Source organism: Tissierella sp. QWL-11 (genome assembly GCF_058683765.1).
The window spans coordinates 1,656,269-1,671,162 of the sequence record NZ_CM178750.1 but is presented as its reverse complement, the minus strand read 5'-3'; the positions used below and the strand labels follow the sequence as shown (position 1 = coordinate 1,671,162).

The following is a 14,894-nucleotide window of genomic DNA, read 5'->3' as shown; positions in this document are numbered from 1 at the left end:
AGGAGGTAGTCTGTTGGATAATAAGAGGACTAAAAAAATAGAGAGACCAAAAGATAAAGTAGCATCAATAAAGGCATTAATTGAAAAAGGTAAAAAGACAGGAGTTTTAACCTATAAAGAAGTAGTAGATGCTCTAGAGGAGATAAAAATAGAAGCAGAAGAGATGGATGAAATATATCAAAGGTTTGAAGACTTAAATATAGATATTATTGAAGAAAAAGATGAAGATGAAATTGAAGAAGATGATTTAGCAGAAAGTAAGACTGGGGAAATTTCTGTACCTAAAGGAATTAGTGTAGACGACCCTGTAAGGATGTATCTAAAAGAAATAGGTAAAATTCCACTTTTAACTGGACAAGAAGAAGTAAATCTTGCAAAGAAAATGGAAGAAGGAGATGTAATAGCAAAGAGGAAATTAGCTGAAGCCAATTTAAGATTGGTAGTAAGTATTGCTAAAAGATATGTAGGTCGTGGTATGTTGTTTCTAGACCTTATTCAAGAAGGAAATCTTGGCCTTATGAAGGCTGTAGAGAAGTTTGAATATAGGAAAGGATTCAAATTTAGTACCTATGCTACTTGGTGGATTAGACAGGCAATAACTCGTGCCATAGCAGATCAAGCTAGAACTATTAGGATACCTGTTCATATGGTAGAAACTATAAATAAATTAGTTAGGGTTCAAAGACAATTAGTCCAAGAACTTGGAAGAGATCCATTACCTGAGGAAATAGCAAAAGAAATGGATTTAGATGTAGAAAGAGTTAGAGAAATCATGAAAATAGCTCAAGAACCTGTATCTCTAGAAACTCCTATAGGTGAAGAAGAAGATAGTCATCTAGGAGACTTTATACCGGATGAAGAGGTACTAGCTCCAGCTGATGCTGCTACTTTTACTATGTTGAGAGAACAATTAATAGATGTACTTTGCTCCCTTACTCCAAGAGAACAAAAGGTTTTAAGATTAAGATTTGGACTTGATGATGGAAGAGCTAGAACATTAGAAGAAGTAGGAAAAGAGTTTGAAGTTACAAGGGAGAGAATTAGACAAATAGAGGCAAAAGCCTTGAGAAAATTAAGACATCCAAGTAGAAGCAAAAAATTAAAAGATTTTTTAGAATAATAATGTGGATTCGCAAGTTTTTTGCGAATCTTTATTGTTATTTAAGGAGGAATAATATGATATTGTCAAACAGATTAATGGAGATATCTAAGTTTATCAACAATAATTCCATAGTAGGAGATATAGGTACAGATCACGGATATCTTCCAGTATATTTAATGGAAAATAATATAAGTAAATTAGTCATAGCTACAGATATTAGTAAAAAATCCTTAGATAAGATTATAAACTATGTGGAAGATAAAGGATTAAAAGAAAAGATAATCACTAGATTAGGAGATGGTTTAGATGTGATAAAACCATTTGAAGTAGATACTTTAGTAGTAGCAGGAATGGGTGGGTTACTTATAAAGGACATATTAGAAAAGAATAAGAATGTAACAGATTCCATAACTAATTTTATATTTCAACCTATGATAGCATCTAAAGAGCTTAGAGAATATTTAATAGAAAATAAATTTAATATAGTAGATGAGAGTTTAGCAAAGGAGGGGGATAAATTTTATGAAATAATTTATGCTAAAAAAGAATTGAGCTATATAGAAGATGAAATATATTTAGAGATAAGTAATAGATTAATAGAAAAAAAACATCCCCTATTAAAGGAATTTTTAAACTTTAAGATAAAAAAACAAGATGAAATCTTAGATAAATTAAAAGATGGAATATCTCCTAAGAGTCAAGAAAGATATAAAGAAGTAGAGGAAAATAAGAATAAATATATTGAAATACTAGAATCTATTTAAATTAAGATAATTGTATAAATTTATTATTAAAAAGGATGTGAAATTTTGAAAGCTGTAGATATAATAAACAAGATGGAAAAATGGGCAAAAAGTGAGCTAATAGATGTTTGGGATAATACAGGATTTCAAGTAGGTGATGGAGATAGGGAAGTAGAAAGGGTATTAATTGCCTTAGATTTAGACGAGAAGATACTAGATATTGCAATAAAAGAAAAATATGAAATGATAATAACACACCATCCAATTATATTTTCCCCTCTTAAATCTATTACATCACAAAATCCTAAAGAAGATTTGATTTTAAAGATTATTAAGAATGATATAGTAGTATATAATGCTCATTCAAATCTTGATTTGGCTATAGGGGGAGTAAATGATGTACTTTCAAATTTATTAGATATAAAAAATCCAAGACCATTAAGACTTATAAATTCAGATACAGATATATATGGATATGGAAGAATAGGTGAAATAGAAGATATTTCTGTTTTAGACTTAGGAGATAAGCTCAAAGAAAAGCTGAATATACAGAATATAAATATCTATGGATATACAGATAGGTATATAGATAAATTAGCAGTATGTGGAGGCAGTGGTAGTGACTTTATATTAGATGCCTATAGGCTCGGTGCAAAGGCATATATAACTGGAGATATCAAGTACCATGAAGCTCAACTTGCTCATGAATTAGGAATTACAATTATAGATCCAGGACATTTTCATAGTGAAAAGATAGTACTTCCTGAAATTAAAAGATATTTAGATATAGAATTTGAATATAAGCTAAGTACAAAAGTAATTATGGAACCTAGTTTGCCTCATCTAATATACTAAAAAGGAGATGGCTGTATGGATACTTTGAAATTATTAATGGAATTACAATCCTATAATCTAAGTTTATCTGAATCTCAAACTAGATTAAAAGTCTTAAAGGATAATGTGAAGATCAAAAATTTACAAACAAGATTAAAGAATATAGAGGATAAATATATTAATCAAAAAGCTATGCTAGAAAATATAAAAGAGATGATAAGAAAGTCGGAAAACCAATTAAAGGAACAAGAATTTTTGCACAATGAAAAGAAAAACTTGCTTTATCAGGGTAGTATCATTGATATAAAACAATTGGAACAACTAGATAGAGAAGAAAAAGAAATAAAAAATCTTATAGATAGTATTGAATCAGAGATAATAAATAATCTACAAGAAATGGACTTAATAGAAGTAGAATTAAAAAAAATGCAAAAAGAAATCTTTTACGTAAGAGAAATTATAAAAAGAGAAGTAGAAGAAAGAGAAATAGAGATGGAAAGCCTAGAAAAAAATATATTTGAAAAGACAAATTATATTTCCTCTATATCCTTAAAAATTGATAGGAGTTCATTAAATTTATATAAAAAAATTAGAAGTCAAAAGTCTAATCCTATAGTAGCCTTAAAAGACAATATATGTACTGGTTGCCATATGAGAATACCAGCTTATCAAAAAAATATATTGAGTGAAAGTAGTGAAATCATAGTGTGTGAGTCATGTGGAAGGATTTTATATATAGATATTCCCTAAATATTGCCTTTGCAAAAAAGGACAAAATATGATATATTAGTATCATAAAATAGAGTAAGTTGAATGGTCGCATGCTTTGCATGAGGAAAGTCCGTGCTCCATAGAGCAAGATGCTGGATAACGTCCAGTGGGGGTGACCCTAAGGATAGTGCAACAGAGAGATACCGCCTATATATAGGTAAGGGTGGAAAGGCGAGGTAAGAGCTCACCAGCGCTTAGGTGACTAAGCGGCTATGTAAACCCCATCTGGAGCAAGACCAAGAGGGAACTTAAAAGAAGTGGTTGCTCGCCACTGTTCCAATGGTAGGTTGCATGAACCTATTGGTAACAATAGGTCTAGATAGATGACCATAAAAACAGAACACGGCTTACAGATTTACTCTTATACATATCATAGAAATACAAAAAGACATCTAATATTAGATGTCTTTTTGTATTTCTATGAAAAATTGTAATAAAATCTTTCACCTAGAAGTATAAATAGTATAGACATAATTTATCTAATATTTATATGGATAACTTTTATTTATTAGCTTTAATAGAAATTTTCTAATGTATTGATAGAAGATCTTCTAAATAGAGGTGAAAAAATGCTTTATAAAAAGACGAAAATTGCTATAGTAGTATTTACAATATTTTTCATTGGATTTATAAGTCTAAGATATACTAAGGCACAAAACAATTTAGATGATAAGATTCAAACTGGTGAATATATAGATAGTGTATATGAAGATTCAAATGAAGAAAATTTTATTGAAGAAAAAGAACACATAAATCATGATATAGTAGAAGAAAATTTTATACAGATAAAAGATAAAAAAGAAGAAGTAAGTAGATCAATTGATTCTAGAAGAAACAATTCTATCTCTAAAATAGTAGAAAAGGCCTATGATGAACTTGGAAAACCATATTCATATGGGAAAACAGGTCCTAGCTCCTATGATTGTTCAGGATTTACTTCTTATATATATTCAAATTCTTTAGATATTAAATTAAATAGGACTTCAAAACAACAGAGTGAAAATGGATATTTAGTAGAGAAAAAGGATTTGATACCAGGAGATTTGGTTTTCTTTAATACTTCTGGAAAAGATATATCTCATGTTGGAATTTATATAGGCGATGGGGAGATGATACATGCTTCTTCTAAGAGCAAAAAGATAATTATAGCTAAAATAGATTCAGATTATTTTAAGTCTAGATATGTAACTGCTAGAAGAATAATAAGATAAATCAAAAAAGGTTAAAATCTAAGTTTAGATTTTAACCTTTTTTAGCTGGAATAAGGTGTAAAGTATGTTATAATTTAGATTAAGTTATAAATATAACAAGCAATTAAATAAGTAAATAGGAGTGATTTAATTGACAAAAATTTTAAAAGGGAAAATCGTAGGGGATAAGATCAAAGAAGATATTGTTAAGAAAGTAAAAGAATTAAAAAAACAAGACGAAATTCCTACTTTAGGAATAGTAAGATTAGGAAAAAACCCTGGAGATATCTCCTATGAAAAAAGTATAATTAAAAACTGCGATAGTGTAGGGATTAGAAGTAAAGTGATAGAAGAAAAAGAATCAATTAGTACTGAAGACTTAATAGAAACTATAGAAAGATTGAATAAAGATAAAGATATATCAGGTATACTTGTATTTAGACCTTTACCTAAACATATTGATGAAGACAAAATTAAAAATACAATTGATCCAAACAAGGATGTAGACTGTATGCACCCATTAAATCTGGAGAAGATATTTGAAGGAGATATGACAGGATTTGTACCATGTACTCCAAAGAGTGCAATGGAGATATTAAATTATTATGATATTGATTTAGAAGGCAAAGATGTTGTAGTGATAAATAGGTCTATGGTAGTTGGAAAACCTTTAGTAATGATGCTACTAGAGGAAAATGCAACTGTGACTATTGCACATTCTAGAACTAAAAATTTACAAGAAATAACTAATAGGTCAGATATAGTTATAACTGCTCTAGGCAAAGCTAAATTTTTAGATAAAAAGTATTTTAATGAGGATTCTATTATTATAGATGTTGGAGTTAGTTTAGACAATAATAAAAAGATAAGTGGAGATGCAGACTATGATAATCTAATAGATTTTGTAGATATGATAACTCCTGTTCCTGCAGGTGTAGGAAGTGTAACTACAAGTATTTTATTGAGACAAGTGGTAGAAGCATGTGAAAAAAGAGTCTAAAAGACTCTTTTTTCTCTTTTTAGACAAAAATAGTCTTTATTTTATGAAGGAGAAATAGTTTTTATATAGAATAATATCCTTAACATATAAAAAGGGAGGGGTATTTTTGTATTTAACGCTTAAGATAAAAAATAGAAATTTAATAGCAAGCTTTAAAGGAGAATTAGATCATCATAGTTCTAAAGAGGCAAGGGAAAAGATTGACAAAGTATATTTAGATAAAAATCTAAATAATATTATTTTAGACTTAAGAGAATTAACTTTTATGGATAGTTCTGGTATAGGTCTAATCATGGGAAGATATAAAAATACTGAAAAAAATAATAAAAAGCTGATAATAGTAAATGATAATTCTTATGTAGAGAGAATAATAAAAATGGCTGGATTACTAAAATTAGTAGAATCTTACCCTAAGATTGAAACAGCTATGGAAAATTTATAAAGGGGGGATAATAGTGGATAATTATATGAAATTAGAGTTTTTAAGTAAATCAAATAATGAATCATTTGCTAGAGTAGTGGTGGCAGCTTTTGCATCTCAATTAGACCCTACATTAGAAGAATTATCTGATATCAAGACTGCTGTATCTGAAGCAGTTACAAATGCAATAATTCATGGATATGAACATAGAGAAGGACTAATAATTATAGAGTCTAGAATAAGTATAGACAAAATTGAGATAATAGTTAAAGATGAGGGAAATGGAATAAATGATCTTGAACAAGCTATGGAACCATTTTATACATCTAAGCCAGATATGGAGAGATCAGGTATGGGGTTTACGGTTATGGATACTTTTATGGATAGATTAACTGTAGAGAGTAAATTTAAAGAAGGTACTACTATAAGAATGACTAAGAAATTTAAAAAGCTCTCAGATGAGGAGAGATAGATATGGGTTTAGGGGAAGAGAAAAGGAGATTACTATCTCATGAAGAGACTATGGAATTAATAAAAAAGTCTCAAGATGGGGATAAAGATTCAAAAGAAAAACTAGTAGAACACAATATAGGTTTGATTAGATCGGTGTTAAGAGGATTTACAAATAGAGGTCATGATTTAGAAGATCTATTTCAAATAGGAAGTATTGGTCTTTTAAAAGCTATAGATAAATTTGATAGTTCCTTTGATGTAAGATTTTCTACATATGCTGTACCTATGATAATGGGTGAAATTAAAAGGTTTTTAAGAGATGATGGAATGATAAAAGTCAGCAGATCTTTAAAACAAGTAGCAGGTCATGCAAAAAAAGCAAAGGAAAAACTATCTAAAAATTTAGGTAGAGAACCAACAATCGATGAAATAGCAAAGGAAATAGATATAGAGAGGGAAGAATTAGTTTTGGCTTTAGAGTCTTCTTATCAGCCAGAATACTTATATAATGTTATACATCAAGATGATGGAGCACCTCTTTATTTAATTGATAAAATTGCACTTAAAGCTGATCAAAATGAAGAGATGATAGATAAACTTTTATTAAAAGAAATAATAGGGAAATTAAAACCAAGGGATCGAAAAGTAATAATTTTAAGATATTTTAAAGACAAGACACAAACTGAAGTTGCAAAGACATTGGGGATATCACAAGTACAAGTATCTAGAATTGAAAAGAGTATAATTCAAGAGATTAAATCTTTTTTTGCAGAGGCATAATATATTATGCCTCTTTTTGAATTAAAAATTTAATTTAGTAAATAATACTTATATGGTGAGGTGATATCTTGAAAACTTATAGATTTAGACTTAAAAGTATTTTATTCATGTTAGTAGTAATTGTAATATTTGGAGTAATCTTTTCTTTTAAGAGAGATATTACAAATAATAGCTATCCTAAAAAAGCTACTCTTGTAAATGCAACTTTGACAGGGAATGTAGATTATGAATAAAGAAGATATATTTATAAAATTATCTAAAAAAAAGGTAGTAGATGTAGGGGAAAATGTATATATAAAAGATATTGGGCAAGTATATGCAAGTGATGAAAAATTAAAAAAAGCAGTAGAAAATTTAAAGATATATGGAAAAGCTCAGGAAGAAAATTGGGATTTTATTGATTCTACAGAAGTGTTAAACAAAGTAGGAGAATACAATCCAAATATAAGAGTGAGTTTATTGGGTGCTGATAATGTACTACTTGAAATAAAGTCAAAAGAAGAAAAAAGTACTATAATTGAATTTGTTAAAGTATTTTTAATATGCATACTGCTCTTATTTGGAACGGGAATGGCAATAATAAATTTCCATGAAGATGTAAATATGATAGATTCCATAGAAAAATTATACTATACAATTACAGGAGAAAAAGAAACTAATCCATTAATTATGACTATTCCATATTCTATAGGACTAGGATTAGGAGTGCTTATATTTTTTAATAGGATAATTAGTTCAAGTATAAGGAGAAAAAAAGAACCAGGTCCAATGGAAATAGAATTATATCTATATGATGCTGATATGGAAGAGTGTATTTTAGAAAGAATGATAGAAAAGGGTAAAATCAAAAAATAAAGAGGTGATCATAATAGAGAAATTATTAGCAATAGGTATTTCTTTTAGTGGAGGAATAGTTATTGGAGGAGCATTTGCAGCATTTTATTCTTTATTACAGATTATTCCTCGTTTAGCACAGATTTCAGAGACTAATCAGTTCGTAAAATTATATCAAAATATTTTTGTTATGAGTTCAATTATATTTATAACAATATATTTTCATGATTTCCATCTAAAATTAGGAAATCTCTCAGTTTTAACTATTTCCCTATTGATGGGTACTTTTACAGGTTTATTTTCATCAGCATTAGCAGAAGTATTAAATGTATTACCAGTATTAAGTAAAAAGATAAAGTTTAAAAATAGTTTAAGATATGTAATTTATTCTTTAATGCTTGGAAAAGTATTAGGCTCTTTATATTATTGGATAACATATTAATTTGGAGGTAACAAATGGAAAAGATGAATAAGGCAGAATATCAAAAAATGGCTCAAGATAGAATACCAAAGCCTACCTATGCTAAAAATATAGTATTAGCATTTTTAGTAGGAGGAACTATATGTACTATTGGTCAATGGATAAATAATTTTTTAACTAATCAAGGATATACAGAAGAAATGGTAGGGATAGGTACTGCGATAATTTTAGTTTTCTCAGGTGCTCTACTAACAGGATTAGGAGTTTATGATAAACTAGGTAAATTTGGAGGTGCAGGTGCAGCTGTACCAATAACAGGTTTTGCAAATTCCATAGTAGCTCCTGCAATGGAGTTTAAAAGGGAAGGATTTATATTTGGAGTAGCAGCGAATATGTTTATGATAGCTGGACCTGTACTTGTATATGGAGTAGGAAGCTCTATTATAGTAGGAATACTTAGCATATTATTTCAAAGGTAGGTGATAAAATGGCATTAAAAAAGGTTGGAAGGCAAACTATAAGATTATTAAATCCCCCTTCAATATCTAGTACTTACAGTATAGTAGGACCTAAAGAGGGACAGGGGCCGCTAAAAGATTATTTCGATGAAATATTAGAAGATGATCTATGGGGTCAGGAATCTTGGGAAAAGGCTGAGAGTAAAATCCAAGAATCTGCAATTAGAGCAGCTATAGATAATTTAGGGCTTTCATTAGGGGACATAGACTATCTTATTTCAGGAGATTTATTAAACCAAATTATAGCTACAGGATACTCAGCTAGGCAATTAGCTATACCTTTCTTTGGCATATATGGTGCTTGTTCTACTATGGCCCAGTCTATGGCTTTAGGGGCAATGTTAGTAGAAGGAGGATTTGCAGATAATGTAGCTTGTGCTACATCAAGTCATTTTAGTACTGCTGAAAGACAGTTTAGATTTCCTTTAGAGTATGCAGCACAAAGGACATTTTCATCTCAATGGACTGTTACAGGCTCGGGAGCAGCTGTAATTTCTGCTCAAGGACCCGGTCCGTATATAACCTACATTACCCCAGGAAGAATAATAGATCCTGGAATTAAAGATGTAGGAAATATGGGAGGAGCTATGGCTCCTGCAGCTATAGACACATTAATAAACCATTTTCAAGATACAGGATTTTCTCCAAGTGATTATGATTTAATAATAACAGGAGACTTAGGTAGGGTGGGAAAATCTATAGTTTTAGAAATGATGGAAAAAAGAGGCTATGACTTAGAGGGAATATATACAGACTGCGGAGCAGAGATATTTAATAAAAGTCAAGATACCCATTCAGGTGGAAGTGGATGTGCTTGTTCAGCAGTTGTCATGGCAGGATATATTATGAAAGAAATTAAAAAAGGAAGATTTAGAAAAGTATTATTTATGTCTACAGGAGCTATGCATTCTAAACTTATAACACAACAAGGTGAATCTATTCCAAGTATAGGTCATGCTTTAACCATAGAAGTAAATCCAGAATAAAGAGAGGGTGATTGAATGGAGTATATAAAGGCTTTTATTGTGGGAGGAGCAATATGTATAATAGGTCAAATTTTATTAGATAGAACAAAATTAACTCCAGCACATATATTAGTGTCTTTTCTTACTACAGGAGTTATTTTAGGTGGTATGGGATTATATGAACCCTTGGTAGAGTTTGGAGGAGCTGGGGCCACTGTGCCCATTTCAGGATTTGGATATTCTCTTGCAAAGGGAGCTATAGAGGCAGCTAAGCAAGATGGGATAATGGGAGCCTTTACTGGGGGGCTAAGTGCAACAGCAGGTGGGATAGCAGCTGCTATTATATTTGGATATATAATGGCCATAGTATTTAATCCAAAAACAAAGTCCTAGGCTTTAAGCTAGGACTTTGTTTTTTAATCGTTTTCTATTGGGTCTAATGGTATAAAATCTTCTTCATTATCTTTGTTGTTGCCATTATTACCCTTATTACCATTGTTACCATTATTATTTGAATTACCTTGATTATTATCTTCTTCTATATCTTCATTATCCTCTTCATCATCTTCTTCCAATAAAGTTAAAAGACTGTGATCAGTACATATGCTTGTAGGAGCATTATAGTTATAATCACTTGGGACAATTCCGTTATTTTGAGATGGTAGATATGGTGGTGTTCTTTCTATGAATACTTTGGAAGCTGTAAGTTCCTTTGGACAGTATTCATTTGCAATCTTACCATTTGTAGTATCTATAACAAGGGATACATGTTTATCACAGTAAGTCTTTGGAACTGTTCCTTTAGCAAAAATTTCAGTTTTTACTACGCCTCTAGGATCACTTAAACATTCTTCAGTTGGACGTAATCCAGACTGAGTACATACACTAGCTGTAACAATGCCTTCTGGCCTATCAAAACTACTTTTTGCTTCTAGGCCTTCATGAGCTCTAGTCATTATATTCTTCCAAAGTTGTGCTGCTGTACCACTACCTTTGCTCAAAGTCACACCAGGAGAGTCATTTCCAATCCAGACTCCACCTACATAGTATGGGGTATATCCAACAAACCAAATATCAGCTTGATTTTGTGTTGTACCTGTTTTACCAGCAGATGCCATATTTGACAGTCTTGCTCTTCCGGCAAATCCGCCAGATAGAGTAGTTCTTAGGGCATCACCCATTATATAAGCTATTTGGGGTGAAACCACTATAGTTTCAGTAGAAGTCTTTTCAAGTAGTATATTGCCATATTTGTCTAAAACTTTAGTAAATGCTATTGGCTCATGAAATACTCCATCATTTGCTATGGCACCAAAGGCTGCTGTAACTTCTAGAGGTGTTAGACCTTTAGTCATTCCACCTAATGCCAAGGAAGATAGGTTCTCATCGTTTGTAGATGGATTTTCAGCAGCTGTTATTATACTGTCTTTTTCTGGATTTGCCTTATTTACAATCCCCATCTTTTCCAGATATGATAGGGAAGTTTTTATACCTATATCATCTAGAGTTTTAACAGCATTTACATTTACAGATTGCTCTACAGATCGTCTTAAAGTTTGTATGCCTTTATATCCACTATACCAGTTTTTAGGCCATCTTTTACCGTTTGCATAAAATGGAATATCATCTATACCAGTTGCTAGATTATAACCATTATCTAAAGCAGGTAGGTATACAGAAATAGGTTTTATGACAGATCCAGGTTGTCTTTGAGAGTCTGTAGCCCTATTTAATATTCTAGTTCCATCTATATCTCTACCACCTACAATTGCTTTTATATGTCCATTTCTATAGTCCATAATAACTGAAGCAGATTGAGGTTGAACTATTCCGTCTTTAGCTCTAAAGAAATATTTATTACTTATAACTAAACTTTCATTTTCATCTATTCTATAAAATCCTTCAGATTTATCTAAGTATTTTTTACTTATTACTATTTTATTTCCACTATTTACCTTAAATTCATCTTCAGGAATAACTATAGAACCTACAACATGGCTTACGAGATTTTTTTTATCATCAATAATATAGTAATCACCTATATCTATATGTTTTGGATAAGGTGTAAAGACTTTACTGTTGATTGTAATATTTCCATCATTTATACTATAGTTTCCTTTGTTTATAACTAAATCGTAATCAGAGTTTAGAATATTGTCTTTTTTAAAATACACAATTTTACCAGATCGATCAATTACATTGCCATATTTGTCAAGCTTCCAATCTATTAGGGCTGGGCCTCTAATATTATTTATATTACCTAAAAGTATTTCAGTAAAATTAGTATAAACATCTTCCAATTGTTTTTGCATTTTTACATCAATGGTGGAATAAATTTTCAAACCACCAGTATACAATTCATCATATGCCTTTTCTTTAGAATATCCAAAATTTTCCTGTAGAGCCTTTACAACTTCAGTTTTTACATAGTCAGAAAAATATGATGTAATATCTTCCCTTTTTTTACCTCCGGGCTTTAGATTAGCTTTTATATCTTCAGCTAAAGCTTGATCATATTCAGCTTTTGTAATGGTTTGTAATTCATACATTTTTTGTAAAACCAATTTTTGTCTTTTTACTGATTCATCATTATACACTAATATATATCTTTCACCTAAAATATCTGCTTCTCCAACAGAAAACTGTTGTGAGCTGTCAAAATTATCAGGTCTGACTCTTATATATGGTTGAAATTTTAGTGGGCTTTTAACTACACCAGCCAATAGAGCTGATTCAGCAATTGTTAAGTCCTCAACATTTTTGGAAAAATAAGTTTGAGCAGCTTCTTGAACTCCATAGGCATTTTGACCTAATGAAATCCTATTTAAGTATGCTTCTAGTATTTGATCTTTATGAAGCTCTCTTTCCATCTGTAGTGCAAGATAAGCTTCTGTAATTTTTCTAGTCCAATTTTGATCTGGTGATAAATAAAGATTTTTTACTAATTGTTGAGTAATAGTACTTGCACCACGCACGATTCTTCCAGCTTTTATATTGTCTACAGCGGCTGCTACAATCCCCTTAGGATCTACCCCATGATGATCTTCAAATCTTTCATCTTCTATAGAGATAAAGGCATCCTTCAAATGAGTTGGCATTTTACTTAGGCTTACTACAGTTCTAAGTTCTGCAGCTTGTATTTTTTCGATTAAGTTCCCATCTAAATCATAGATAAATGAAGTTTGATTTAAGGATGAGTTTATTTTGCTAGGTTCAATTTCTGGAGCGTCTTTTATTATAGATAATACCATTCCAAGTACAGCCCCTCCAGCTATGAATCCAATAATCAAAATGGAAATAAGAAATATTTTTAATCCCTTTAACCAAGTAAATTTAGTTTTTTTCTTTTTCTTTTTATTATTGTTGTTTTCAGACATTTTTTCCTCCTTGTTTTAAAAAAGGCCTAGAATAAATATATTATAACATAGTTAAATAATAATGTTAACAAAGTTAATTTTATAAAATAAATTTTAATTTAAATGGAAATTTTTATAATTGTTAGATAATAATTGTAAAAGGTGTTATAATAATACTAAAGTAGCATTAAATTATTATGAGGGGAGGAGATAAATGGATGCAGGATAAGTTTAGTATGGAAAGAGTTTTAATAGTAGGAGTGGATTATGACAATAATTCTATAGCTATAGAAAACTCCCTAGATGAATTAGAAGAGTTAGTAAAGGCTGCAGGAGGGGAAGTAGCTTCTAGAGTTATTCAAAGAGTAGACAAAATAAACCCTACATTTTTTATAGGGAAGGGTAAGGTAAATGAGATAAAGAATTATTGCGAAGAATTAGATATTCCTACAATTGTCTTTAATGATGAACTCTCAGGAGCACAAATTAGAAATCTAGAAGAAAATACAAATAAAAAAATTGTAGATAGAACAAATTTAATCTTAGATATATTTGAAGGTCGGGCAAATTCAAGAGAAGGAAAATTACAAGTAAAATTAGCACAATTGAGATATAGATTGCCTAGGCTAGTAGGATTTAGAGATTATCTTTCTAGAGAAGGTGGAGGAATAGGAACAAGGGGACCTGGGGAACAAAAGCTAGAAACAGATAGAAGACACATACTTAGAGAAATTGATAATATAGAAAGACAATTAAAAGAAGTAGAAGCCAATAGAAATATTAAAAGGAAAAAAAGATTAGATTCTAATATACCTATAGTTGCCCTTGTGGGCTATACCAATGCAGGGAAATCTACTCTTTTAAATAGATTAGTTGAATTTAATAATGAAGAAGGAAATTCTAAAGAAGTGTATGTAAAGGACATGCTCTTTGCTACTTTAGATACTTCGCTAAGAAAAGCTAAATTGTTAAATGGACAAGATTATCTTCTAACAGACACAGTAGGATTTGTATCAAAACTACCTACACATCTAATAGAGGCCTTTAAAAGCACCTTAGAAGAAGTAGAATATGCAGATTTATTATTACATGTTGTAGATGCTTCAAATGAGGATTTAGACATACAAATAGATACTACAAATAAAATTTTAAAGGACTTAAAAATCATTGACAAACCTATAATTACAGTTTTTAATAAAAAAGATAAAGTAGATATCCAAAATCTTATGGTGAACAAAAATATTATAGGAGAAAAGATATTTATTTCTGCCAAAGAAGATAATAGTATGGAAGGATTACTTAAATTAATAGAAAAGACACTTCCTCAGGAGTATAAAAAGGTGGAGATAAATATTCCCTATGATGAACAATACATTTTAAATTACTTTATGAAAAATTACGATATAAAAGATATAGAACACAAAGAAGATGGAAGTCATATACATTTAAGTATCAATCATATTGATAAAGAAAAATATAAAAAATATATTTTAAATTAAAAAGGAG

The 14,894-nt window shown here is 30.2% G+C and carries 17 protein-coding genes and 1 other RNA gene; 17 read left to right on the top strand and 1 reads right to left on the bottom strand.

The features are described 5' to 3' along the window. The first annotated feature begins 37 nt into the window (after window positions 1-37). From rpoD to spoVAE, 16 genes are all read left to right on the top strand, one after another. Window positions 38-1,120, top strand: coding sequence for an RNA polymerase sigma factor RpoD (gene rpoD / locus AC4PG3_RS08140; protein WP_492198216.1), 1,083 nt, complete (start codon window positions 38-40; stop codon window positions 1,118-1,120). Between the two features lie 56 nt (window positions 1,121-1,176). Further along, window positions 1,177-1,866: a tRNA (adenine(22)-N(1))-methyltransferase gene (locus AC4PG3_RS08135; protein ID WP_492196165.1), complete on the top strand. Its 690-nt coding sequence runs from the start codon at window positions 1,177-1,179 to the stop codon at window positions 1,864-1,866. Window positions 1,867-1,911: 45 nt separating this feature from the next. Beyond that, window positions 1,912-2,700, top strand: a complete 789-nt coding sequence (locus tag AC4PG3_RS08130; protein ID WP_492196164.1) for a Nif3-like dinuclear metal center hexameric protein — start codon at window positions 1,912-1,914, stop codon at window positions 2,698-2,700. 15 nt (window positions 2,701-2,715) lie between these two features. Further along, window positions 2,716-3,429 (top strand): zinc ribbon domain-containing protein, encoded by a 714-nt coding sequence (locus AC4PG3_RS08125; RefSeq protein ID WP_492196163.1) that lies wholly within the window; start codon window positions 2,716-2,718, stop codon window positions 3,427-3,429. 51 nt (window positions 3,430-3,480) lie between these two features. Continuing rightward, an RNA gene (gene rnpB / locus AC4PG3_RS08120) (RNase P RNA component class A) lies at window positions 3,481-3,816 on the top strand. A gap of 203 nt (window positions 3,817-4,019) precedes the next feature. Continuing rightward, entirely contained in the window at window positions 4,020-4,661 is a 642-nt protein-coding gene (locus tag AC4PG3_RS08115) for a C40 family peptidase (RefSeq protein WP_492196162.1), read from the top strand. Window positions 4,662-4,791: 130 nt separating this feature from the next. Beyond that, the gene (locus tag AC4PG3_RS08110; protein ID WP_492196161.1) at window positions 4,792-5,640 is read left to right on the top strand and encodes a bifunctional 5,10-methylenetetrahydrofolate dehydrogenase/5,10-methenyltetrahydrofolate cyclohydrolase; all 849 of its coding nucleotides are present in this window, start codon (window positions 4,792-4,794) and stop codon (window positions 5,638-5,640) included. 106 nt (window positions 5,641-5,746) lie between these two features. Beyond that, a complete protein-coding gene (locus AC4PG3_RS08105) occupies window positions 5,747-6,082 on the top strand; it encodes an STAS domain-containing protein (RefSeq protein ID WP_492196160.1) in 336 nt (111 codons plus the stop codon). A gap of 10 nt (window positions 6,083-6,092) precedes the next feature. After that, a complete protein-coding gene (spoIIAB, locus tag AC4PG3_RS08100; RefSeq protein WP_492198215.1) occupies window positions 6,093-6,533 on the top strand; it encodes an anti-sigma F factor in 441 nt (146 codons plus the stop codon). Between the two features lie 2 nt (window positions 6,534-6,535). Further along, window positions 6,536-7,294 carry an RNA polymerase sporulation sigma factor SigF gene (gene sigF / locus AC4PG3_RS08095; RefSeq protein ID WP_492196159.1) on the top strand — a complete coding sequence of 253 codons (759 nt, stop codon included), beginning with the start codon at window positions 6,536-6,538 and terminating at the stop codon, window positions 7,292-7,294. Window positions 7,295-7,362: 68 nt separating this feature from the next. Continuing rightward, on the top strand, window positions 7,363-7,527 hold the full coding sequence (locus AC4PG3_RS08090) for a hypothetical protein (RefSeq protein WP_492196158.1): 165 nt from the start codon (window positions 7,363-7,365) through the stop codon (window positions 7,525-7,527). Then, window positions 7,520-8,149, top strand: coding sequence for a stage V sporulation protein AA (locus AC4PG3_RS08085; protein WP_492196157.1), 630 nt, complete (start codon window positions 7,520-7,522; stop codon window positions 8,147-8,149). Before AC4PG3_RS08090 ends, AC4PG3_RS08085 begins: the two co-directional genes overlap by 8 nt. Before the next feature lie 4 nt (window positions 8,150-8,153). Next, window positions 8,154-8,570 (top strand): stage V sporulation protein AB, encoded by a 417-nt coding sequence (locus AC4PG3_RS08080; protein WP_492196156.1) that lies wholly within the window; start codon window positions 8,154-8,156, stop codon window positions 8,568-8,570. 14 nt (window positions 8,571-8,584) lie between these two features. Then, window positions 8,585-9,028: a stage V sporulation protein AC gene (spoVAC, locus tag AC4PG3_RS08075; protein ID WP_492196155.1), complete on the top strand. Its 444-nt coding sequence runs from the start codon at window positions 8,585-8,587 to the stop codon at window positions 9,026-9,028. Between the two features lie 8 nt (window positions 9,029-9,036). Next, a complete protein-coding gene (gene spoVAD, locus AC4PG3_RS08070) occupies window positions 9,037-10,053 on the top strand; it encodes a stage V sporulation protein AD (protein ID WP_492196154.1) in 1,017 nt (338 codons plus the stop codon). Window positions 10,054-10,068: 15 nt separating this feature from the next. Continuing rightward, entirely contained in the window at window positions 10,069-10,425 is a 357-nt protein-coding gene (gene spoVAE / locus AC4PG3_RS08065) for a stage V sporulation protein AE (protein ID WP_492196153.1), read from the top strand. Window positions 10,426-10,448: 23 nt separating this feature from the next. Here the strand turns inward: spoVAE and AC4PG3_RS08060 are convergent, their stop codons facing one another. Further along, window positions 10,449-13,409, bottom strand: coding sequence for a penicillin-binding protein 1A (locus AC4PG3_RS08060; RefSeq protein ID WP_492196152.1), 2,961 nt, complete (start codon window positions 13,407-13,409; stop codon window positions 10,449-10,451). 197 nt (window positions 13,410-13,606) lie between these two features. On the opposite strand from AC4PG3_RS08060, the gene hflX reads away from it, so the two are divergent. Further along, window positions 13,607-14,887, top strand: coding sequence for a GTPase HflX (hflX, locus tag AC4PG3_RS08055; RefSeq protein ID WP_492196151.1), 1,281 nt, complete (start codon window positions 13,607-13,609; stop codon window positions 14,885-14,887). Window positions 14,888-14,894: the final 7 nt, after the last annotated feature.